We start from the raw sequence: 21,948 nt of genomic DNA, 5'->3' as shown, positions 1-21,948 counted from the left end.
TATGGTAAAAATCGCTTCAAACCAAGGAGCAGCTCAAGCAGCAGCTTCGGGGATAAATAAAGTATCTGTTAGCAGTGGGTACCAATGCACATTAGAAAAAAGTAATCTTTCTGGAATGAAAAAAGGAGCGCAAGTGAGCAACCAGATGCTAACGAATTTATCGAAACTTGTCGACTGTATCAATATACAAGCAAATAAATTTCCGAAATTAGCAGCTGCTATTGCATCACGAGATAGCCAGACAAAATTTAAATAAGAGGTTATTAATATGGAACAAACAAATAATTCTAAGTTAAGAACCGAATATAATCAAAAAATTATAGAAACAGAACAACAAATAGACGTATTGACCCATACAAAAAGACAATTACAAGATTTATCTGAGTTGCTAGAAGGTGACTTAGTGCGAGACTTGCGTAACTTACAAAACTTGAATCAAGAACTAGTTAGCGGTGGCAATAGAGAAGCTAGCTGGTTTCAAGAAGAGTTGACTGATAGGCAAAGGAAATTGAAACAATATTTACAACAAAAGAATCAAGAGTTCAACCAAGAATGCTTTAATATGATAGAACAGTTAAACGAAGAACGAATACAATTTCAAGAGGAAAGGAATAAGCTTCCATGGGATTAATCTACTCCAGCAAAGACGCTTCAACTTTAAAAAGTTCGCTGTCTGCCAATCTATCCATCGCCCGAACGACTATCAGTCAACTGAATGCAGGGAGCCAGCAACTGATCGCTGCCATTGATGGTCATATCTTGTCCGGGGCTGCTTACAATGCAGGAAAAGGGCTGTTTTCAGACTTGATCCTGCCAACCATCAAACGTGTGTCTAGCGCCATCGACACGATCCAACAAGAGCTGAACCAATTTTCAGCGGCCAACAGTTTTATTGCTAGTGAAGGCTATTTAGATGAAGAGAATCTGAAACAACAATTGACCATCTTACAACGCTCGAAAGCTTCATTGGAAAACGCAGCTCACACAGCAGGAGCCTTGGCCAATATCCCGCTCCCGACAATCGCGGAAATGTTAAGAAACCAGCAACAAGATTTCTTGAGAAGAGCCGAAAGCTATCAGCGAGATATCATACGGATACAAAAGAAATTGAACCAGTTAAAAGAATTCGATGCAAAAACGAAGCACTTGTTTACAAGCAGCTTAGAAGAATTTGAACTTGCGATGCAAGCGGTGATGGTGTTGAACAACACTACAGTCAATCGTGATGGTACGTATGTATTGCCGAAAGGGTTTGATAGAAGTTGGTTTGAGCAAATAAAACCAAATGCAAAAGAACAGATCGATGCATACAGCAGTAATGCTTTCCTGGAATTATATCAGCAAGTAGAAGAACTAATGAATCCATTGAAAAGTGGAAAAACAGAAAATATGAAACGATTAGATCAATTATTAGCACTATATCCAAAGGCATTGGTAGATAAGTTAATGAAAAATGACGAATTTTGGATGCTTGCGGATAAGTTGCCTTCGAAAGCACAAACCAAGTTAATCAATGGATTAGCTAAATATGAATCATTTGGACAAGCTATAACCCAAGGAAAATGGATTCCTAAAATAGATACCCTTGGTAAAGGGTATCAATGGTTCAACAAAATGACGAATCCTATAAAAACTTATGTCAATGAAAGTTTGAAAAATTCTCAATTTATACAAGGAGCTAAGAATTGGGGAGTGGCGAAAGGATTAGGTACAGCTGCGCAAGTGGCGACCTATGCACAACTTGGGGTGACATTTGTCTCGAGTGGTGTCAATGAATATGGAAAAACAGGTAGTATCGGCAAAGGAGTGATTGGCGGGGCGATTGATACCGTGAAAAGTATCGGACCGCTGGAGGGGATGACGATAGGAGCCCAGATAGGTGGAGTTATTGGTAGCGCTATACCTATTCCTTTAGTAGGTACAGTTTCAGGTGCTGTAGGAGGCGCTATAGTAGGTGGAGTTATAGGAGGTTCCAATAAACTTGTCCAATTTTTTAAACCATATTTATATGGCAATATAAAAGATGGGGCTTATAAGTTATATGATGAAACAACGGAAACTATAGGGAATATATCAAAAAAAATAGGAAAAGCTGTTGGACAAAACACTGATACGGTAAAAAATGTATATGAAAATGTGCAACAGACAGGTAAAGCAATTGGAAAGGCGCTATCTTTGGTAGAAATACTAAAGATTAATTTTGAATGGTAAAAATATGAAAAAATTATTTGCTGCATCATTTGAACAAAGTTTGAATTTATTAGATGATCCTTTTGTTACTTTTATGAATAAAGATGTCAATAGATTACCTGATCCTCAAGGCGGAAGAAAGATATTTGCTAGAGGGATAGGTACTCTACTCATTTTATTTTTAGTAGGAATTAATTTTTTAATCGCATTTATATCTACAAAAGGTAGCGAAGGAGAATTAGGGGAGAGTACAGTCCCAAAGCCAGATATTAATTTTTTACCAATAGAACTATTCTATGTATTATTTCTTCTATGGATTATTTTAGTAATAATTTTTAGAGATAAAGGAGAATATTATCTTTCAAGAATAAAAGGACAGTTTAATATAAACTTATATATAGTTTGGCTACTGTTAGAAGTGAACTTGTTATTCATAACATTCTTCTTAAAACCATTGACGTTAATAGGCATGAGCTTGTTAATAAGTATATTAGTATTAGTAGGTTATATAGTATTTAGGACTAAAAAAAGATCATTAGAAAATGTGCTATACGAAACAGAAAAAGAGAAAGATAAAATAGATAAATTGGTAGAAAAAGTATTAAAACTAGTGATGAAATATGGCTGGTTAGTTGTAATTATAGTTGCGCTATGGAAGCTGCTTTTCCCAAGCAGTAATGAAGTTCGAACAGATCTTGTAGGATTTATAGGTATTTTAGGAATGTGGCTAGCGATGGATATTGCAGTGATTATCGTAGAAGCTTATTTATTCTTCCCATATCTTTTACACGGTTATTACAAATATAAATATCCTGAAGAATATCGTGAATGGGAAGGCAAAACACAATTGGAATGGTACGGAGAGAAGTATTTTAATAAGCATATAAAAGGTACGGAGAAAGAAGTGAATGAAGAACAGTAAAATATTCAGTGCAACTTTTGAACAAAGTTTGAACTTACAAGATGATAAGTTAATCAAGTATATGAAAAAAGACGTAGAACAACCTGGAAAAAAAGAAAAGCCAATATTAGTAAAGATATTAGCAATCTTGCTAGTATCTTTACAGTACGGATTTGTAAAATTTACTGAATATGGAATAAAACATCCTGATAAAAATAGCTTCTTACCAACGCCTACATTTAATTTTTTACCAATATCTGTATTTATAATTATGTTGAGCATGTATTTAGTAATATGGACAGTTACTTTGTTAAAAAGGTATAAAGAACTCAAGCTATATTTTTCATATATAAACACGGTAAATATGCTCATTATGTTATTGATAACATTGAATCTTATGTTTATAACTTTTTTCTTAAAATCACTCACAGTAATAGGGATAGGGGTGTTGATAGGAATTTTAATGTTCACAGGGTATGTAGTATTTGGAACTAAAAAACGATCATTAGAAAACGTCTTATACGAAACAAAGACTAAGAAAGATAAAATAGATGAATTGGTAGAAAGAATACTAAAACTAGTGATGAAATATGGCTGGATAGTTGTAACTATAGTGATGTTATGGAAGCTGATTTTCCCAAACAGTAATGAGGTACGAACAGATATTATTGGATTTATAAGCTTATTAGGTATGTGGATAGTCGCAGATATAGGATTCATTGTAGCAGAAGCCTACTTATTCTTCCCATATCTTTTACACGGTTATTACAAATATAAATATCCTGAAGAATATCGCGAGTGGGAAGGCAAAACACAATTGGAATGGTATGGAGAGAAGTACTTTAACAAGCATATCAAAGGCACAGAAAAAGAGGAGAGAGAAGATGACTAAAAAACAAGAATTATTACCATTAGGAAGCATCGTGTTATTGGAAGAAGGATTACAGAAATTAGTAGTAGTAGGGCGAGGTGTGGTATACACAGATCAAGTGACTGGAAAAGATACGTTTGCAGATTATATGGCTGTCTTATATCCAACGGGCTTGAATCCAGAAACGACTATTTTCTTTAATCATGAAAACATCGATAAAGTAGTATTCAAAGGATATTCGGATGAAGAAGAGACTCGCTTCTTAGATGTTTACCAAGAATGGAAAAAGAAACTTGATTCTTCCGAAAAAAAAGAAAGCCAAGCGACTGAAACATTTGGCTTCTAATTGTTTTGCAAAATGTTTTAAAGAAAACAGTACTGCAATTCTTTCTAAAAAGAGGAAGATTTCCTCTTTTTAGAAGTACATAGTAGGACTTCAATCATTAGAACAAATTACTAGCTGTTCAAATGAAAAACGATTATACCGAGAGAACATCCATTATGATCATTTGGCACGTAAAGGAATTCCATTCGATGAGGAATTAGGAGATAGCTAATTGGTTAATAGAAAAATAACATTCAATCAAAAAAAGGTCAGTCCTCATTAAAGCAAGACTGCCCTTTTTTTGATTTTAGAAAAGTTATTTTTCTTTTCCCAACTTCAACTTCCGTATATTCAAGAAGTGCTGAGCAGTGACTGCCAAGGCACCGTATAAAATCGCATTGCCTTTCAAACGGGTGTTGCGTACCAAAATGTCTTTCGTAAACTGGCTTGTCAAGTTCGCATGGATTTGTTCGATCATTTGCGGATTTTTTTCGTAAAGCTTACTGTTGATGACGATCACATCTGGATCATACATCATGATGATATTATTGATCCCGATGCCTAACAGGGTAGCGTTTTTCTTGAGTAGAGCTGTGGCATCTGTGTCTCCCTTTTTGACATAATCAGTCAAGATATCTGAGTTGACATAGTCTAACCCTTTTAACTGGGCGAATTCTTCATAAACAGCTTTGCTGGAAGCATATTGTTCCAAGCATCCTGAATTCCCACAAGGACAAGGCCGACCATTAGGGTATAAAATCGAGTGACCAAGTTCCCCAGCCTTTCCATGTTTGCCGACTTGCAATTTCCCAGATACCACGATCCCGCAGCCAATACCACTGTGTATACTAATACTTACAAGGTTTTGATAATGGGAAGAGAAGGTGTATTCTCCCAAAGCAGCCAAGTTTGCTTCGTTATGTAAGTAAACAGGAAAGTCATAATGATCAGCTAATTCTTTTTGTAAATCGATTTTGTGCAGATCATAATAGGGCGTAAAAATTGGATGGTCTTCGAAAACTACGCCGTGGATACCGATCGTCATCCCGACAATTCCATGTGGCGTTTCTGGCAAGTCTCTTATCAATTGATGGATTGACTCTTGAATGTGATCAAACACGTTTGTAGCATCAATCGTGATCCGACGCTTAGAGATCGAAGAGAGGACAGTGCCGTCGATATAAGAAAGCATTCCTTCTAAATAATTATAGCCAATATCAAAAGAAAGAGCTGTGGCAGATTGGGGATTGAAAGTCAACATGATCGGCTTTCTTCCTCCTGCAGTGGAGGCATCTCCGACACGGGTTTCAACAATCAGCTGATCATCTAGAAGTTTTTTAGTGATATCTGACACAGAGGCTTTGTTCAACCCTGTTGCAGCAGCTAATTCTGCGCGAAATACTTCTTTTTTTTCAATAATCGTTTTTAAAAGCGTTGCTTGGTTCAATTCGCGAATCGTGTATTTACTTGAGATCATAGAAGTTCCTTTCTTGGTCCTCTGCTAGTAAAACCAACGTTATATGTTAAAGTATAGCGTGTCTTATTCCATTCGACAATGAAACATTTGTTATAAAAAAAGAATCAATTAAATGACAAATGAATTTTTTGAAAGCGCTTGACAAAGATGAAGAAAGTCGCTTATGATGCAATTATAAATTAGTTTAGTGTACTAATCAACTAAAAACAAGGAGGAACAAGATGAGTTATTTTCCGATGATCAAAGAAGTAAAGTATGAAGGGCCAAGAACAGAAAATCCATTTGCTTATCGTCATTATGATCCTGAACAAGAAATCTTGGGGAAACCAATGAAAGAACATTTACGATTTGCAGCTGCTTACTGGCACACGATGACGCAAGACGGATCTGATCCATTCGGCGACCCTGTGAATATTCGCTCTTGGGAAGGCAAAAATCCATTAGAAACAGCGAAGAACCGAGTAGAAGCATTTTTTGAACTTCTTGAAAAATTGCATATCGAATATTTTTGTTTCCATGATGTAGACATTGCTCCAGCTGGGGATTCTTTAGAAGAATTTTTCCAAAACATAGATACCATCACAGATTTGATCAAAGAAAAAATGGAACAGACTGGGATCAAGTTGCTTTGGAATACCGCCAATTTATTTTCACATCCGCGTTTTGTCCATGGAGCAGCTTCGTCAAGCAACGCAGAAGTTTTTGCTTATGCTGCAGCTCAAGTAAAGAAAGGATTAGATGTCAGTAAAAAGTTAAATGGAAAAAACTACGTCTTCTGGGGCGGACGAGAAGGTTATGAGTCTTTGCTGAACACAGATATGAAATTCGAACAGGACAATATTGCACGGTTATTCAAAATGGCGGTGGCATATGGTGAAAAAATCGAGCATAAACCGCAATTTTTGATCGAACCTAAGCCCAAAGAACCTTCGAAACATCAATATGACTTTGACGCTGCTACGACAATGGCATTTATCCAGAAATATGATTTATCAGGAGACTTCAAGCTCAATCTTGAAGCAAATCATGCGACTTTGGCAGGCCACACCTTTGAACATGAATTGACTGTTGCCCGATGCTATGATGCTTTGGGATCGATCGATGCCAATCAAGGGGATCTTCTTCTAGGGTGGGATACAGATGAATTTCCAACCAATATTTATGACACGACGCTAGCCATGTACGAAATTTTGAAAAATGGCGGGATCGCACCAGGAGGAATCAACTTCGATTCGAAAGTACGACGTTCTTCCTTTGAGATGGAAGATCTATTACTTGCGCATATTGCTGGAATGGATACCTTTGCACGAGGGTTGAAAGCTGCCGCACGATTGATAGAAGAGGAGTTTTTCGAAACAATCAAAGAAAAACGTTATGCAAGCTATAAATCAGGTGTGGGAGAACGGATCGTCATGGATCAGGAAGATCTTGAAACACTGACGGAGTATGCTTTAGCACATGACCAAATAAAGAATGAATCAAGTCACTTAGAATGGATCAAGTCGCGTTTGAACGATTACCTAGTATAGAAAGGAATTCTTTATGATAAATAACCCGATTTTAACTGGATTCCATCCAGATCCTAGTGTTTGTCGTGTTGGGAAAGATTATTATATCGCTGTTTCTACTTTTGAATGGTTCCCAGGTGTCATGATCTATCATTCAAAGGATTTAAAACATTGGCACTTGGTAAGTACGCCTGTCAACCGAACAAGTCAGCTGAATATGTTAGGGAACCCGGATTCTGGAGGTGTCTGGGCTCCTGCTTTGAGTTATCACGATGGGAAATTCTGGCTGATCTATTCCGATGTCAAGGAATTGAGTGGTAGTTGGAAAGACGTGAACAATTATTTGATTACATGTGATACCATCGACGGAAAATGGACAGATCCAATCTATTTGAATAGCTCAGGATTCGATCCTTCCTTGTTCCATGAGGAAGATGGGAAAAAGTACTTGGTCAATATGGTTTGGGATTATCGTCCTACTCGTCATTCTTTCTATGGAATCGCCCTTCAAGAATATTCACCAGAAGAAAGAAAATTGATTGGTCCATCAAAGATCATCTTTAAAGGGACAAATCGAAAATTGACAGAAGCACCTCATCTTTATAAAATCAACGGCTATTACTATTTGCTGACTGCAGAAGGTGGCACGAAGTATGAACATGCGGCAACCATTGCCCGATCAAAGAAAATCGAGGGTCCGTACGAAATCCATCCAGAGAATCCGTTGATTACTTCTTGGTCATATCCCGAACTGCCTTTGCAAAAAGCAGGTCATGGGTCGTTCGTTCAGACACATACAGATGAATGGTATTTTGTCCATTTGACAGCTAGACCACTAAAATACAAAGAAACACCGCTTTTAGAAAACAGAGGGTATTGCCCCTTAGGAAGGGAAACTGCGATCCAAAAAATAGAGTGGAAAGGGGGATGGCCGTATATAATTGAAGGGAATTTTCCAAAAAATACAGTGGAAAGCCCGTCCATACCAGAACAGATGTGGGAAAAAACACCTATCAAAGAATCATTCGATCAAGAACAGCTCCCTCTGCATTTTCAAACATTAAGGATTCCCTTTACCGAAGAAATCGGTAGTTTGACTGAGCGGAAAGGTTATTTGAGACTGTTTGGTCGAGAATCATTCCATTCGCTGTTCACCAAATCTTTAGTTGCTAGACGATGGCAGCATTTTTCATTTGAAGCCGTGACGAAAGTAGAATGTTCACCTGAGAATTTTATGCAACTAGCAGGAATGACGAATTATTACAATACTAAGAACTGGTCAAGCATCCATCTCACACATGATGAAGAGAAGGGACGGGTCATCGCTCTTTTAGATTGTGACAATGGACAATTATGTGAACCAGTCGGAATCATCCCCACACCCGATAATGTAAGCGCTGTATATTTAAAAACTATTGTTTCTTATGAGACATATCATTATTCTTATTCATTCGACGGGAAAGTATGGATAGACGTTGGTCATACTTTTGATAGCTTAAAACTTTCCGATGATTATACTGCTGAAACCCAAGAAGGATTTTTCACGGGAGCATTTGTTGGTATGTTTGCCATCGATACTTCCGGCGCAAGACTGGCTGCAGATTTTGATTTCTTTTCGTATGAAGAAAGAGGAGGGAAGCCATGAAACAATGGAAGAAGCTGAGTGTCGCTCTATTAGGAGTCAGTCTGATAGGCGTACTAACTGCTTGCGGAACGAGCTCTGAACGTTCTTCAGAAGACAATTTAGAATTGACTGTGTGGACGTTCACAGACGAACTTTCGACGATGATCAATGAATATTATTTGCCAGCTCATGAATCTTTGGATTACGAGATAAAGATCGTAGAGATCCCTTCTGATCAATTTGAGACAAAATTAGATCCAGTGTTAGGAACAAGAAATGCGCCTGATGTCATTGCCTTAGAATCTGCGTTCGTAAAGAAATATGTCGAATCGGGATTGATGGCTGATCTAGGAGAATACGGTCTGGAAGAAGCGGCAAGTGATACCTACTTATATGTCAAGGATGTCGGAACTAGCAGAGAAGGGACTTTACATGCTTTAGCTTGGCAAGCAGCGCCTGGCGGATTTTATTATCGTGCTTCTCTTGCAGAATCACTTTTAGGGATCACAGACGCAGACCAGATGCAAGCGCAAATAGGTGATTACGAGAAATTTTATGAAGTGGCAAAAGAAGTCAAAGAAAACAGTGGTGGGACTGTCCAGATGATCTCCAGTGTCCAAGACTTAGCAAAACCATTTTTTGGCATGCGGGAATCAGGATGGGTGGAAGATGAAAAGCTAATCATCGATGATAAACTTCATGAATTAATGGATATTTCACGGCGATTTGTTGAAGAAGATTTGACGAAAGATACAGAAGGTCAATCAGAAGCATGGTTTGCTGGAATGAATGGCGAGACAGACTTTGGATATAGTCTGCCTACATGGGGATTACATTATTGGTTGAAACAAAATGCTACTTCGGCAGACGGCTCTAGAACAACAGAAGGGGATTGGCGGATGATCCAAGGACCTTCTTCTTGGTTTTGGGGTGGTACATGGATCGGTGCCACGGACACCTCAGAAATGAAAGAAGAAGCGGCAGCGCTGATCCAATATCTAACTACTGACCCAGAATTTTTGGAACAATGGGCAAAAGATACGGGAGACTTTGTATCGAATGAACGGGTAGTAGAAGCAATCAAATCGTCTTACCAGGAAGACTTTCTGGGCGGGCAAAACCATTATGATGAATTTTCTGAAATGGTCCAATCAATCAATGCAAAAATTCTGACTGAATATGATCAAACAATCGAAACGTTGTTTATCGACCATTGCTTGACACCTTATTCTAAAGGAGAGACGGACAAAGAATCGGCTATCCAAAATTTCAAAGATGCCGTAGCAAATGCTTATCCTGATTTAGAAATCGATTAGCTGGGACAGTTGTTTAAAAGGTACAAGAAAGGAGATTCGAGTGAAAAAAGCTAGATTTGAGCGCTACAATCGTTATGGTTTATTATTCATTGCCCCATTTTTCTTAGCATTTCTAGTATTTCAGCTTTATCCAATCTTCTATACTATTTTTTTAAGCTTCACAGATTTGAAAGGATGGAATACAGAAGCCTCGATCGTCGGTTTCGAAAACTATGTCAATCTTTTGAACAATGCATTGTTCCTTCAATCAATCAGAAACACGTTGATTCTTTGGGGTGTGAATTTTGTCCCTCAGATTACGTTGGCGCTCCTTTTGGCTGCTTGGTTTACAAATCTCAAATTGAAGTTGAAGGGGACAGGTTTCTTTAAAATCATTTTCTATTTGCCAAACATTATTACAGCAGCGTCTGTAGCCGTTCTATTTTTTGCATTGTTCAGCTTTCCGATGGGGCCGATGAATTTGGTCCTGACTCATTTTGGTGTGTTGGAGCGACCGTTTGATTTTTTCCGAAGTGTGGCAAGTACACGCTTGATTGTCTCTTTTATTCAGTTTTGGATGTGGTATGGGCAGACAACGATTGTACTTGTTTCAGGGATATTAAGTATCGATCAGTCACTTTTCGAATCTGCCATGGTTGATGGCGCAAGTGATGCTCAGATTTTTCGAAAGATCACGTTGCCGTTATTGAAACCTATCATGCTGTATACTTTAGTGACGTCATTGATCGGGGGTCTGCAGATGTTCGATATCCCGTTTTTATTGACTAACGGAAATCCTGACAATAGTGTCAACACGATCACGATGTTCATCTACAAACAAGCATTTACTGGTAGTCGGAATTTTCAGATTGCTGCGACAGCCTCTGTCATTTTGTTAGGGATGTCGATTCTTTTGAGTACATTGCTTTTCCGGTTTTTCCAAGAAAAGAGCAAAGTGAGGGGAAGAAATGGATAAACACTATCGGTTGCAACGTCTGCTGATTTATGGATTCATGTTGTTACTTACGTTTTTGAGTATTTTTCCCTTTTGGGTCGTTCTGGTGAATTCCACACGTTCAGCAGAGCAAATACAACAAGGGCTATCCTTACTTCCGGGAACACAGTTAGCAGCGAATTGGCATGTTTTGAGGAATAAAGGATTCGATGTGTTCAACGGATTCCAAAATAGTTTGGTGATCTCAGCTGGTGCTACGTTATTGAATGTCTATTTCTCTGCCTTAACTGCGTATGGATTGATTGCTTACCGCTTCAAAGGAAAAAGGCTTGCTTTTGCCGTTATTCTTGGATTGATCATGATTCCTCAGCAGATCAGTATGATTGGTTTTTATCAATTTATGAATCGGTTGGATTTGCTGAATAGCTATATTCCATTGATCTTTCCAGCGATTGCATCGCCTACGACTGTATTCTTTTTGAAACAATATCTGGAGACTGTCTATCATTCCGATTTGGCAGATTCAGCGCGTTTAGATGGTGCAGGAGAGCTGAAGATTTTCCATAAAGTGATGCTTCCTTTGATGAAACCGGGATTAGCGACGATGGCTATATTTTCATTCGTGACTACTTGGAACAATTTTTTGATGCCGCTGATCTTGATCAACGATACTGACAAATTTACCTTGCCGATGTTGATCCAGCTGTTAAAAACCGATGTCTATCGTACAGAATTCGGCAGTATGTATCTAGGGATTTCTCTCAGTATCGCACCGCTTCTGCTGATTTATCTGTTTTTATCGAAGTACATTATAGGTGGCGTGACTGCAGGTGGGATCAAAGAATAGGAAAAACAGACATTGTCAGCAGTCGTTTTTGATAGGATAATAAAAACAAGGCAGGTGGTTAAATGTATATTTTAGGTATTGATCTAGGAACTAGTTCATTGAAGGGATTAGTAATGGATAGGAATGGGACGATCCAAGGTGCGGCGAGCGAAGACTATCCGTTGCTACAACCAGAAGCTGGATTTAGTGAACAAGATCCTAAAGACTGGATCCAAGCTTGTGGTCAAGTGATCGAAGAACTAGCTGAAAAAGTGCCTGATTTTACTCAAAAATTAGAAGGAATCAGTTTTTCTGGTCAAATGCACAGTTTAGTCGTACTAGATGAAGCGAACCAACCGTTAAGAAATGCGATTTTATGGAATGATGTGCGTACAACCAAAGAGTGTGAAGAAATAATGGAAAACTTTGGTGATCGATTACTTGAGATTACCAATAATCGTGCATTAGAAGGTTTTACGTTGCCTAAAATGCTATGGCTTCAAGAAAATGAGCCGGAATTATGGTCAAATGTTCGTCATGTTTTATTGCCGAAAGATTACCTTGGATTTTGGCTGACAGGAAACCAGCAGATGGATTATTCAGATGCTGCAGGTACGTTATTACTTGATATGGAAAGAAAAACATGGTCTGAGGAGCTCTTACAGACTTTCCATATCTCTCCTAAAATATTGCCTCCGCTTGTATCTTCTACTACTTGCATTGGATCGGTACGCAAAGAACTAGCAGAACAATTTGGTTTTCACAAAGAAGTAAAGGTATTTGCTGGCGGAGCAGACAATGCATGTGCTGCATTGGGTGCTGGGATCATCCAAGATGGCGCAGCTATGGTCAGTATTGGAACCTCAGGAGTATTTTTGTCTTATGAGAAAAATAACCAAAAGTCTTATGAAGGCAAACTTCATTTATTCCATCATGCAATAAATGATGCTTATTATTCTATGGGAGTGACATTAGCTGCGGGTCACAGTCTCAATTGGTTCAAAAAGACTTTTGCCAAAGGACTTTCTTTTGACGAACTGCTGCAAGGAATCGAAAAGATCGAGCCAGGTTCAAATGGATTATTGTTCACACCCTATCTCTCAGGGGAACGAACACCGTACGCCGATAGTCAGATACGGGGGAGTTTCATTGGTATGGATACTCGACATACACTTAGCCATTTTACCCGAGCAGTGTTGGAAGGAATCACCTTTTCATTGAAAGATTCGCAACAGTTGATGGAAGAACTAGTGGGTCGCAGATTTACACGTATTGTTTCGGTGGGAGGAGGCGCAAAAAATCTTGCATGGCTACAAATCCAAGCAGATATTTTTGATGCAACGATCTATTGTTTAAGTGTGGAGGAAGGACCTGCATTAGGCGCAACAATGATTGCTGCACTAGGATTAGGATGGTTCGATACGCCTGAAAGCTGTTGTCAGACTTTTATCCAATATACAGATGCAGTGGAACCTCTCTCACAAAATGTAGAAAAATATCGCAAAATCTATCAACAATACCGAAAAATCTACCCAGCAACGAAGGAAATCTGTCATAATCTATAAAACAGAAGGGCTGTGACAAAAGTTTTGTCACAGTCTCTTCTTCTTATTTCTTGAATCTGACCACTTCTGTCACAACCTCTTCCATCTTCTTTACTTCAACCTTGGTTCAATTCTTTTCATCTCAGCAATCAATGCTTTTCTGCGCGGATATTTTTCTCGAAGTTCTTTGGTCAACAATTTAGCTGTCACAAGTCCGTTTGGCAAGCTAGCCATTTTTTCTATTTGGTTGCCAAGTTTTTGGTATTCCAATTTTGTCGCAAAATTAGCTACGTTTTGACGTAATTCAAATTCATATTTTTGTAATAACTGTTTAGGACAATAGTTTTTCAAGATATCAAAGTACCGATCGACCATGATCAATCTGTCTGTACTTTTTACATAATCCCACAATAAATCATAACAACCTTCTGCTGCATAAAAACGATCCACATTTTTATGATATTTAAGAGCTGAAAACAGTTCATTACGTATGATCGGCCATGTTTCAGGTGGACATGCGTTTTTTAGTTTTTCCAATGTAGGGAAGTGGATACTGTCAGATGCTAATAAACGTTTTTTCAAATTGTCTATTTTACTTGTATCATCCGTATTTTTTAAAGTAGAGCCAGTTGTTTTTTTGATGGATTTAGTCTGCTTTTCCGCGTGTGTTTGTCCTTTTTTGTGGGGTTCGCCTTTTTTTACAGATTCTTTTCGTTTTTTGGCTATTTTTTTCTTTTGGCTAGAAAACTCTTTTTCCTGAAATTCTTCTTTCAGGATTTTTATGGAGTAGCTTTTTGAATAAGAGGCGTCAGTATGATCGACTTGGCAGACGAACCAAGAGAACATTTGTCTTTTTTCTGCACGGGGTGCTTCTGCTAATAATTCTTTCCATAAATAATAACAGTCCTCTATCAGAAGAAGTGATCGTTCGTCCGCAGGCTCCAAATAGCATGTTTCAAGAGTAGCAATCACTTCATTGATCAATTCGAATGCGGGAAGATAGGCATTTTGCTGTATAAGCGACTCAACAGCTTCTTGAATGAACGTTCGCATCTCCATGATGAACTTCGCTGTTTTCCTGTTTTTGTTTTTTCCGATAGGATGATCGTATTTGTGGATGATCGTTGCTAATTTATCTGTGTAGTTTACTGCATGGAGCGGGATCTTCTCTTTGAAGCGTTCGATAAATTGCGGATGTTCTATAAGAATCTCTGTTAAAAGTTCCCGTACAAGAGAGGAACTAGCGGAAGAAACAAGGGAAGAGAGTTCGGAAAGCGAGTAGTTGGATTTTTTTATTGGACGTTCTTCGTAAGCGAATAAGACAGCCGCCATGTGCTTGCAGTTTTTTCCTTCTATGGCATATAGACAATCGCAAGTCATATTCGTCTTTTCATCCCATGTGATCACTACCTTATAATCTTCCGTGCCAGAAACTATTGCGGTCAAGTATTTGCTCGTATAGTTCAAATGACTGACAAACCCGTGCAGATGATAGCTGTACCCGCGTTCCAAAATGTCTTCAGGAAAAAGCTCAAGCCAATTATTCATATAGTTCTCCTTTCATGAAACACTTGTTTATATTTAGTATAAAGAATCGTCAAAGAAAAAAGTAGCTGATTTTACCATATCTGTGAAGCAACTTTTTCTCGAATTGTCAAAAATTAATTCTGCGTTCCTTTTCTTAGATAATGGGAGAAAAAGTAAAAAAATAGCGTATTTTAAAGATGGAACTTTTTGTTTTTTTATTTATCTGGCAAAAATGAAGGAATTTTGTTGGAAATAAATAATGGTTTCAATCAATAAAAGAGGTATGATGTAACGCAAAGAAAGATTCAAGCAGCGTTCGTATCAACAGTCCGAATAGCTACTTGCTTTGTACAGTAGATAGTAAGCGGTTTAACGAAGGGGATAAAAGCTATTTTTCCTGCTTTGTTAACTTAGAATGTGTCTTCCCCAAAATTCATTTTTTCTAAAGGTAAAACATAAGTAGGCAGATACTACCAATTATCCGTTACAAAACGCTGCTTGAGAATTTTCTTTAAATCCATACAAATTTTTCTATACCCGACTAAATTGGTTCCTGATTCATCAAGTAATTGACTTTCTTTGATAATATGATGAAAAGGCAAGCAAGGAGGAAGATAAATATGCTTAAAGATCTGAACCAATTGATTGATTACATCGAAGAACATTTGACAGAAAGTCTTACCTATAAAAAAATAGCCGAAAATACAGGAATCTCTGAATATCAGTTAAAGCGCATCTTTACGTTTATTGCAGGGATGTCTCTGATGGACTATATCAAAAACCGTAGATTGGCTTTGGCTAATCGCGATCTTCTAGGTGGGGAAAAAGTAACAGAAACGGCGTTTAGATATGGATATGAAACAGTCGAGGGTTTTTCAAGAGCTTTTCGTGATTGGTCAGGTTATCTGCCTTCAGAAATCAGCAGATATGGCATACAAAAATCTTTTCCACGCTTGACATTTTTTATTGATGTCAGAGGAGGAAAATCGATGGAATTTCGTATCGAAAAGAAAGAACAGTTTTATGTGGCAGGTGTGGCGAAAAAAGTCCCTGTCCAATTTGAAGGAGTTAATCAAGAAATACAAAAGTTGGCGCAGACGATCACGGAGGCTCAAAGGGAAGAGATGCATAAGTTAGGAGATTTATATCCACATCAAGTAATCAACGTTTCTTATGGATTTGATGGAGACCGCTTGGAAGAAAAGGGTAGTTTGATGCACATGATCGGCTTTGCTACGACAAAAGAAAATCCGTACGCTGATTTAGAAATGTTTGCTATAGAAGAACACACTTGGGCCATTTTTCCTAATAAAGGACCATTTCCCCAAACTTTACAAGACACTTGGGGGAAAATCTATGCAGAATGGCTTCCTTCTTCAGATTATGAGTTAGTTGAAGCTCCCGAGATCTCTTTTACAAAATGGGGAGAGGACTTCAGTCATGTTTACAGTGAAATTTGGATTGCAGTGAAAGCAAAAAAATAGTTAAAAAATGAAAGTATCCCTACAAGAAGAGCGTAATCGTGTCATTTCTCTTTAATTTTATGTAAGATGAACTTAACATAATAGAAAGGGTGGGAGAAATGGCAAAGTATAAGATTGAAGAAAAACCAGAGTTTGCAGTGACAGGTATTGGTGTGGAATTGAAAAGTAGCAATACAGATTTTGTCGGTTTGGCAGCAGAGAAGCAAGCCTTTGAGCAAAAAGTCATCAGTGACGGAACAATAGACACCTTGAAACAAGCTGCTGAAAATCATTATTTCTTTACAGTCAACGAACCCTATGACGGGAAAATGATGTACTATGTCGGTGTTCAAACGAGTCAGGATATTCCTAACACTACGAGAATCATCCCATTTCCAAAAGGAACCTATCTCATTGTAAGCGCTTCTGCTGAGTCGTCTGAAGAGTTGAGAAATGATTTGACGAATACGGCCTTTGGACATGTTTTAAGAGAAGTAGAAGATTACGCCTATGTTGGGGGACCGAATGCTGTCGTTGAAATGGGTGTTGCCGATGGGAAATACATTGGAGAAATCTGGATACCGGTAGTCAACAAACCATGATAATATAGAGGTCGTGAAAGTAGCGCTTTGACCTGAGCATTAGAGAGGAAAAAGAGGCATGACAAGGATTTTGTTCCTCGGAGAATAAAAGAATTTATGTAGAAGATTCCGATCAGAAAAATGCAGGCCCAATAGAGAGAATTATAAAAATCTCTCTACGAGGCCTGTGTTTTCTGGTCTTTTTTCTTTTTCCAAAACGGCTATTTTATGTATCAGACTATCAAGTGTGATCTTAGCCATTTCTTCTTCTGCTTTTTTCTGCAGCCGAGCGTAGCTTTCTTCTAAAGCTTCTTGGATATTTGCACCAACGACGCAATTTGGGTTTGTTTTTGGATCGACTTGGATAAGCTGTGTATTACCTTCAATGCTACGATAGACATCTAGTAAAGAAATCTGATCTGGTCTTTTGGCAAGGGAAGGTTGCGGTTTTCCGGTTTTTGTAAGGATCAAGCCGGATTTTTTGAGCTGACTCATGATTTTACGTACATTTGCTGCATTTGTTTCGATACTGCTGGCAATCATCTCACTAGAAAGCAATCGGGTATCTTGAAACATTTCAATATAGGCAAGTACATGGATTGCATCACTAAATTGCAGAGAATACTTCATCAATTGTCATCCTTTCATTTTTTTTTGCTTGACTTATCTTACCACACTCTTTATGATAAAGGTGTAATTTATAAATGTACAGCTATGAATCTTAACAAATAAAAAGAATAAGGAGTGGGAAAGATGCATTATTTAGTAACAGGAGCAACTGGAGGTTTTGGTGGTTATGCGCTGGAATTCTTAAAAAAGATGGTTCCACAAAATGAAATCTATGCACTAGTACGTAGTGAAGAAAAAGGAGAAGCACTGAAAGAAGCTGGATTTAACATACGTATTGGTGATTATGATGAGTTAGATTCAATGAAAGAAGCGTTGAAAGGAATAGATCGATTGCTTTTTGTCTCTGGCGTTCCAGGAAATCGCCAAGCCGAACATGAGAATGTAGTGAAAGCAGCGCAAGCAGCTGGGGTATCTTATATCGCTTATACAAGTTTTGCAGATGCCGATCACTCAATCAGTGTATTAGCGCCAGATCACCAATTCACTGAAAAAACGATTAAGGATTCAGGTATTCCCCATACATTTTTACGGAACAATTGGTATGTAGAGAATGAATTACCTATCATTGGGCAAGCTTTAACAACTGGTCAATTCGTTTATGCTGCAGGAAATGGAAAAACAGGTTGGGCATTGAAACGTGAATATGCAGAAGCCGCAGCAAAAGTACTAGTAGAGAATGACTCCCCAGAAATCTTAGAATTATCCGGCCATCTAACTGACTATGAAGAATTAGCCAAGGCATTAGAACGTGCGACAGGTAAGGAGTTAGAAATTATTGAAGCAAGTGATGCAGCGTTTGTCGAAAATCTAAAAGAAGCCGGATTCCCACAAGAAGCAGCTGACATGTTTCTAGCGATCCAACATGATATCAAAAAGGATCAGTTAGCTATTTCCTCTGATGATTTAGAAAAAGTCTTGGAAAAACCATTAGTCTCTCTTGAAGCAGCATTGAAAGAAATACTGGATCAGGAATAATGTATGATATAAAGAGGTTGTGAAAAAGCCGCTTAGTTTTGAGTATGAAGAAAAATTTTGTGAAAATGGCTTTCCACATTTTTGCATAAATTTGACTTCATACCGATAAACTGGTTTTTGAACACCGTTTACCAGAGGTTGTAAAAAAGCTGTTCTGCATCAAGTAATAAGAAGAGTCAAATAAAAAATAGCTCTTCATATGTTTCGTTTGGCTGGACTTATTACCGCGGAGTTGGTAGGAGAACGCCATTTTTATTCAGAAAAAGAAGCTGAGACAAGATTTTTGTCTCAGCTTCTTTTGTTTATCGATAAAAAAGTCTGGGGAAGACGATGGCTCAGGCTTTGTTGGAAACAGAGCCGATTTTATCATTTGCTTTTACATCACGTGCGGGTTCGATTTCTAAGCTTTGGACTTTGTCGCCATTTGTGAATACAACGACCATATCCGTGTTTTTGCCTGCAGATTGAATAGCAGCAAGATCAACTAAAGCAATCAATTGACCTCTTGCGACTTTTTGACCTTCTTCTACATATAAAGTGAATGGTTCGCCTTTTAAGTCAACAGTGTTGATGCCCATATGAAGCAAGACTTCGATACCAGCATCTGTTTGGATTCCGACCGCATGTTTCGTTGGGAAAATGTTTGTGATCGTACCAGCGATTGGAGAGAAGATTTCTCCATTTTCTGGTAATACAGCATAGCCGTCACCCATCATTTTTTCCGCGAATACATCATCTGAAACTTCAGTGATTGGAATCAGTTTCCCATTTGCGATAGCGTAAATATCTTGTTCGATCGTTCCGCCGGCAAATGTTTCTGTTTTAACCACGGTGTTTGTTTGTGCAGGTCTTGCTGCAGCGCCACCATGTAATTTTGCCATCTCATCTGCAACGAATTGTACTTCTGTACCTACGATGACTTGCGCATTTTTCCCATCAATGATTTTCATTCCAGGTACGCCAGTGGCTTTGATTTTGTTTTGATCGATCAGGCCTGTATCTTTGACTTGCAAACGAAGACGTGTAGTACAGTTGTCGATTGAAGTTACATTGTCAGCTCCGCCTAATGCAGCGTAGATTTTGTTTGCTTGTGCAGCATATTTATTGTCTGAATTAGTCGCTGCAGTATCGTCATCTGAAAGATCTGCTTCCTCGCGGCCAGGAGTCATCAGATGGAATTTTTTGATAGCAAAGTTAAAACCAAAATAGTAAATCACTGCTGTTACTAACCCTTGGACAATCAACATCAAAGGCTGATTCGCAATCGGATTTTTCAAAGATAGGAAGTAATCGACAAATCCGGCACTAAAGGCAAATCCTGCTGTCCAATGGAAGAATGCACTCACTGCTAAAGAAATCCCAGTGAAAATGGCATGCAAGACATATAATGGCCAAGCAACGAACATAAATGAGAATTCAAGTGGTTCTGTTACACCAGTAAAGAATGAAGCAAAAGCTGCTGCTAACATCAATGAAGCTGTTTTTGCTTTGTTTTCTGGACGTGCATTTCTGTAAATAGCATATGCTCCTGCTGGAAGCCCGAACATCATGATTGGGAAAAATCCAGCTTGATACATTCCTGTTACGCCTTTTGTTCCTTCAGAAGCCAAGAATTTACCGATATCATTGATTCCAGCTACGTCAAACCAGAACACGGAGTTCATTGCTTGATGCAATCCTGTAGGGATCAGTAAACGGTTGAAGAAGCCATAAAGACCTGCACCAACCCAGCCTAAGCTCAAAATGAATTTAGCAAAAGAAACTAAAGCAGAGTAAACCGGAGGCCATACGAGCAGTAGCACTGCACTGATCAGCAGCATGACGAAGGCAGCCAAGATTGGCACTAAACGCTTGCCGCTAAAGAAAGATAAAGCCATCGGTAATTTTGCTTCGTGGAAACGATTATAAAGAGCTGCCGCAATCAATCCGGCAATAATACCAATAAATACGTTACTGATCTGAGCAAAAGATGGATCAACTGATTCTGGTTTGATATTCAATAAAGTGGCTACTGAATCAGTTTTTAAAACATTTACGGGAACTTCAAATGCAACCAAACCTGCCAAGGCAGCAGCACCTGATTTGTCCACTGACATCCCTAGTGCTAACCCAACAGCAAACAGCAAAGGCAATTGACCTAAAACTGCGTTACCGCCAGCTTGTAAAAAATGAGCGACAATGTCGTTACTATAAGATGCCCACCAGTTTCCGATCCCTACTAGCAAAGCAGCAGCAGGTAAGACCGCAACTGGGAGTTGAAGGGAACGTCCCATTCGTTGTAGATATGCTTTCAATTTTTTTCCTCCTCATGATTGTTAACATTTGTTTGTACAATTGCGCTTCTTAAACGCTCGATATGGATGGCCAAGTAACCCAGTTCTTCTTTCGTGATCGCGAGCTGGTATTCTTTGGTCAGCAACACACGGATTTTTTTAGAAATCTTATAGCTTTCTGGGTATTTTCGTTTGACCATTTCTACGATTTCCGTATCCAAGACAGCATATTGTTGCGCATGGGTTCGTTGTAGAAGCAGTCGTAAATGATTCACCAGTCTTGAATAATTCAGTGAAAATGGTTCTGAATGGATATCTGTTTCCAATTCTGATTCCACTAAATGGATGATATCAGATACAATCGTCACTTCACGGATACTGCGATGGTTATTATTTCGACCGCTTCGACCGCTGTGGATATGGATTGCGATATATCCTGCTTCGTCATAAGTGTATGGAATCCCAAGCTCTTTTGTCAGATATTCTACTGCCCATTGAGCAATACTGAATTCATCACTGTAAAGCACTTCGATTTCTCTCAAAAGCTTGTTGCGGATGACGATACCGTTATTGATATTCTCCGCAGAAAAAGCAATGTGGTCGGTCAAAGCGATCAACACATGTTCATTCAGTTTCTCCATCAAGACAGTTTCCGCATGATCGATGATTGTTTCTGCTGCAAACAAAAAGCGTTCATCGATCTGATTGAGTAGATTTTGCAATTTGATTTGTCCTTCTGGCTCCATGACGAATATCCGCTCAATATCACGATCAAAGATCAAATCATTTCTTTTTCTGTCAAATCCAATTCCTTTTCCAATAGCTACTTTTTCCTGCCCACCGTCATCTACCAATACTGCATTTTGATTAAAGATCTTTTTGATTTTCATGCGCGCACCCTTTTTGAAGATTTGGTTTTCATGTCTGCTAGACCAGTTGATTGCGGCCAAACAAAAATAGACACGAAAAACCTCCTAGGGAAA

19 protein-coding genes and 1 pseudogene are annotated in these 21,948 nt (G+C 38.5%); 15 read left to right on the top strand and 5 right to left on the bottom strand.

All coding sequences use genetic code 11. From position 1 onward, the window contains the following. The first annotated feature begins 1 nt into the window (after window position 1). Genes RWU19_RS02465 through RWU19_RS02440 form a run of 6 tightly spaced genes read left to right on the top strand, consistent with a single transcriptional unit; the run spans window position 2 to window position 4,308 of the window. Window positions 2-256 (top strand): hypothetical protein, encoded by a 255-nt coding sequence (locus tag RWU19_RS02465; protein WP_002310505.1) that lies wholly within the window; start codon window positions 2-4, stop codon window positions 254-256. 12 nt (window positions 257-268) lie between these two features. Then, window positions 269-631: a hypothetical protein gene (locus tag RWU19_RS02460; RefSeq protein WP_086286403.1), complete on the top strand. Its 363-nt coding sequence runs from the start codon at window positions 269-271 to the stop codon at window positions 629-631. Then, on the top strand, window positions 622-2,211 hold the full coding sequence (locus RWU19_RS02455; protein ID WP_123837773.1) for a T7SS effector LXG polymorphic toxin: 1,590 nt from the start codon (window positions 622-624) through the stop codon (window positions 2,209-2,211). Before RWU19_RS02460 ends, RWU19_RS02455 begins: the two co-directional genes overlap by 10 nt. Window positions 2,212-2,215: 4 nt before the next feature. Continuing rightward, complete coding sequence (locus RWU19_RS02450) at window positions 2,216-3,112, top strand: hypothetical protein (RefSeq protein WP_123837774.1); 897 nt, start codon at window positions 2,216-2,218, stop codon at window positions 3,110-3,112. Next, window positions 3,099-3,983, top strand: a complete 885-nt coding sequence (locus tag RWU19_RS02445) for a DUF4176 domain-containing protein (protein ID WP_123837775.1) — start codon at window positions 3,099-3,101, stop codon at window positions 3,981-3,983. Before RWU19_RS02450 ends, RWU19_RS02445 begins: the two co-directional genes overlap by 14 nt. Beyond that, on the top strand, window positions 3,976-4,308 hold the full coding sequence (locus tag RWU19_RS02440) for a DUF4176 domain-containing protein (RefSeq protein ID WP_123837776.1): 333 nt from the start codon (window positions 3,976-3,978) through the stop codon (window positions 4,306-4,308). The genes RWU19_RS02445 and RWU19_RS02440 overlap by 8 nt, the downstream gene beginning before the upstream one ends. Before the next feature lie 295 nt (window positions 4,309-4,603). Here the strand turns inward: RWU19_RS02440 and RWU19_RS02435 are convergent, their stop codons facing one another. Further along, entirely contained in the window at window positions 4,604-5,764 is a 1,161-nt protein-coding gene (locus tag RWU19_RS02435) for an ROK family transcriptional regulator (RefSeq protein WP_123837777.1), read from the bottom strand. A gap of 221 nt (window positions 5,765-5,985) precedes the next feature. Here RWU19_RS02435 and xylA point away from each other — a divergent pair, with 221 nt between their 5' ends. The 6 genes from xylA (at window position 5,986) to xylB (ending at window position 13,537) form a co-directional block, all read left to right on the top strand. Then, window positions 5,986-7,293, top strand: coding sequence for a xylose isomerase (xylA, locus tag RWU19_RS02430; protein WP_123837778.1), 1,308 nt, complete (start codon window positions 5,986-5,988; stop codon window positions 7,291-7,293). 13 nt (window positions 7,294-7,306) lie between these two features. Beyond that, the gene (locus RWU19_RS02425) at window positions 7,307-8,917 is read left to right on the top strand and encodes a glycoside hydrolase family 43 protein (RefSeq protein WP_123837779.1); all 1,611 of its coding nucleotides are present in this window, start codon (window positions 7,307-7,309) and stop codon (window positions 8,915-8,917) included. Then, a complete protein-coding gene (locus RWU19_RS02420) occupies window positions 8,914-10,212 on the top strand; it encodes an ABC transporter substrate-binding protein (RefSeq protein ID WP_123837780.1) in 1,299 nt (432 codons plus the stop codon). The genes RWU19_RS02425 and RWU19_RS02420 overlap by 4 nt, the downstream gene beginning before the upstream one ends. Before the next feature lie 40 nt (window positions 10,213-10,252). Further along, the gene (locus RWU19_RS02415; protein ID WP_104764677.1) at window positions 10,253-11,167 is read left to right on the top strand and encodes a carbohydrate ABC transporter permease; all 915 of its coding nucleotides are present in this window, start codon (window positions 10,253-10,255) and stop codon (window positions 11,165-11,167) included. Then, complete coding sequence (locus RWU19_RS02410; protein WP_002315855.1) at window positions 11,160-11,993, top strand: carbohydrate ABC transporter permease; 834 nt, start codon at window positions 11,160-11,162, stop codon at window positions 11,991-11,993. The genes RWU19_RS02415 and RWU19_RS02410 overlap by 8 nt, the downstream gene beginning before the upstream one ends. Window positions 11,994-12,055: 62 nt before the next feature. Further along, the gene (xylB, locus tag RWU19_RS02405) at window positions 12,056-13,537 is read left to right on the top strand and encodes a xylulokinase (protein WP_316002735.1); all 1,482 of its coding nucleotides are present in this window, start codon (window positions 12,056-12,058) and stop codon (window positions 13,535-13,537) included. A 684-nt stretch (window positions 13,538-14,221) separates the two neighbouring features. Here the strand turns inward: xylB and RWU19_RS02400 are convergent. Further along, window positions 14,222-15,064 (bottom strand): annotated as a pseudogene (locus RWU19_RS02400) (SWIM zinc finger domain-containing protein); the annotation flags it as partial. A gap of 599 nt (window positions 15,065-15,663) precedes the next feature. On the opposite strand from RWU19_RS02400, the gene RWU19_RS02395 reads away from it, so the two are divergent. Both RWU19_RS02395 and RWU19_RS02390 read left to right on the top strand, forming a co-directional pair. Continuing rightward, window positions 15,664-16,527 carry an AraC family transcriptional regulator gene (locus RWU19_RS02395; protein ID WP_104764674.1) on the top strand — a complete coding sequence of 288 codons (864 nt, stop codon included), beginning with the start codon at window positions 15,664-15,666 and terminating at the stop codon, window positions 16,525-16,527. 98 nt (window positions 16,528-16,625) lie between these two features. Beyond that, a complete protein-coding gene (locus tag RWU19_RS02390) occupies window positions 16,626-17,108 on the top strand; it encodes a GyrI-like domain-containing protein (RefSeq protein WP_002315859.1) in 483 nt (160 codons plus the stop codon). A 141-nt stretch (window positions 17,109-17,249) separates the two neighbouring features. Here the strand turns inward: RWU19_RS02390 and RWU19_RS02385 are convergent, their stop codons facing one another. Further along, complete coding sequence (locus RWU19_RS02385; RefSeq protein ID WP_002314309.1) at window positions 17,250-17,717, bottom strand: Rrf2 family transcriptional regulator; 468 nt, start codon at window positions 17,715-17,717, stop codon at window positions 17,250-17,252. A gap of 123 nt (window positions 17,718-17,840) precedes the next feature. On the opposite strand from RWU19_RS02385, the gene RWU19_RS02380 reads away from it, so the two are divergent. After that, window positions 17,841-18,692, top strand: coding sequence for an SDR family oxidoreductase (locus tag RWU19_RS02380; protein ID WP_123837783.1), 852 nt, complete (start codon window positions 17,841-17,843; stop codon window positions 18,690-18,692). A gap of 335 nt (window positions 18,693-19,027) precedes the next feature. On the opposite strand, the gene nagE is transcribed toward RWU19_RS02380, so the two are convergent. Both nagE and RWU19_RS02370 read right to left on the bottom strand, forming a co-directional pair. Next, complete coding sequence (gene nagE / locus RWU19_RS02375; protein ID WP_070770482.1) at window positions 19,028-20,986, bottom strand: N-acetylglucosamine-specific PTS transporter subunit IIBC; 1,959 nt, start codon at window positions 20,984-20,986, stop codon at window positions 19,028-19,030. Then, entirely contained in the window at window positions 20,983-21,855 is an 873-nt protein-coding gene (locus RWU19_RS02370) for a PRD domain-containing protein (protein ID WP_002310480.1), read from the bottom strand. The genes nagE and RWU19_RS02370 overlap by 4 nt, the downstream gene beginning before the upstream one ends. Between the last annotated feature and the right edge of the window lie 93 nt (window positions 21,856-21,948).

This window comes from Enterococcus sp. 2STP (assembly GCF_032465635.1).
GTDB classification, from domain to species: Bacteria; Bacillota; Bacilli; order Lactobacillales; family Enterococcaceae; genus Enterococcus_B; species Enterococcus_B lactis.
The sequence above is the reverse complement of the archived record's forward strand: the minus strand, read 5'-3'. Positions and strand labels throughout refer to the sequence as shown.

Coding starts and splice junctions, on each gene's coding strand:
- RWU19_RS02465 (WP_002310505.1), top strand. CDS start 2: ATGGTAAAAATCGCTTCAAACCAAGGAGCAGCTCAAGCAGCAGCTTCG.
- RWU19_RS02460 (WP_086286403.1), top strand. CDS start 269: ATGGAACAAACAAATAATTCTAAGTTAAGAACCGAATATAATCAAAAA.
- RWU19_RS02455 (WP_123837773.1), top strand. CDS start 622: ATGGGATTAATCTACTCCAGCAAAGACGCTTCAACTTTAAAAAGTTCG.
- RWU19_RS02450 (WP_123837774.1), top strand. CDS start 2,216: ATGAAAAAATTATTTGCTGCATCATTTGAACAAAGTTTGAATTTATTA.
- RWU19_RS02445 (WP_123837775.1), top strand. CDS start 3,099: ATGAAGAACAGTAAAATATTCAGTGCAACTTTTGAACAAAGTTTGAAC.
- RWU19_RS02440 (WP_123837776.1), top strand. CDS start 3,976: ATGACTAAAAAACAAGAATTATTACCATTAGGAAGCATCGTGTTATTG.
- RWU19_RS02435 (WP_123837777.1), bottom strand. CDS start 5,764: ATGATCTCAAGTAAATACACGATTCGCGAATTGAACCAAGCAACGCTT.
- xylA (WP_123837778.1), top strand. CDS start 5,986: ATGAGTTATTTTCCGATGATCAAAGAAGTAAAGTATGAAGGGCCAAGA.
- RWU19_RS02425 (WP_123837779.1), top strand. CDS start 7,307: ATGATAAATAACCCGATTTTAACTGGATTCCATCCAGATCCTAGTGTT.
- RWU19_RS02420 (WP_123837780.1), top strand. CDS start 8,914: ATGAAACAATGGAAGAAGCTGAGTGTCGCTCTATTAGGAGTCAGTCTG.
- RWU19_RS02410 (WP_002315855.1), top strand. CDS start 11,160: ATGGATAAACACTATCGGTTGCAACGTCTGCTGATTTATGGATTCATG.
- xylB (WP_316002735.1), top strand. CDS start 12,056: ATGTATATTTTAGGTATTGATCTAGGAACTAGTTCATTGAAGGGATTA.
- RWU19_RS02395 (WP_104764674.1), top strand. CDS start 15,664: ATGCTTAAAGATCTGAACCAATTGATTGATTACATCGAAGAACATTTG.
- RWU19_RS02390 (WP_002315859.1), top strand. CDS start 16,626: ATGGCAAAGTATAAGATTGAAGAAAAACCAGAGTTTGCAGTGACAGGT.
- RWU19_RS02385 (WP_002314309.1), bottom strand. CDS start 17,717: ATGAAGTATTCTCTGCAATTTAGTGATGCAATCCATGTACTTGCCTAT.
- RWU19_RS02380 (WP_123837783.1), top strand. CDS start 17,841: ATGCATTATTTAGTAACAGGAGCAACTGGAGGTTTTGGTGGTTATGCG.
- RWU19_RS02370 (WP_002310480.1), bottom strand. CDS start 21,855: ATGAAAATCAAAAAGATCTTTAATCAAAATGCAGTATTGGTAGATGAC.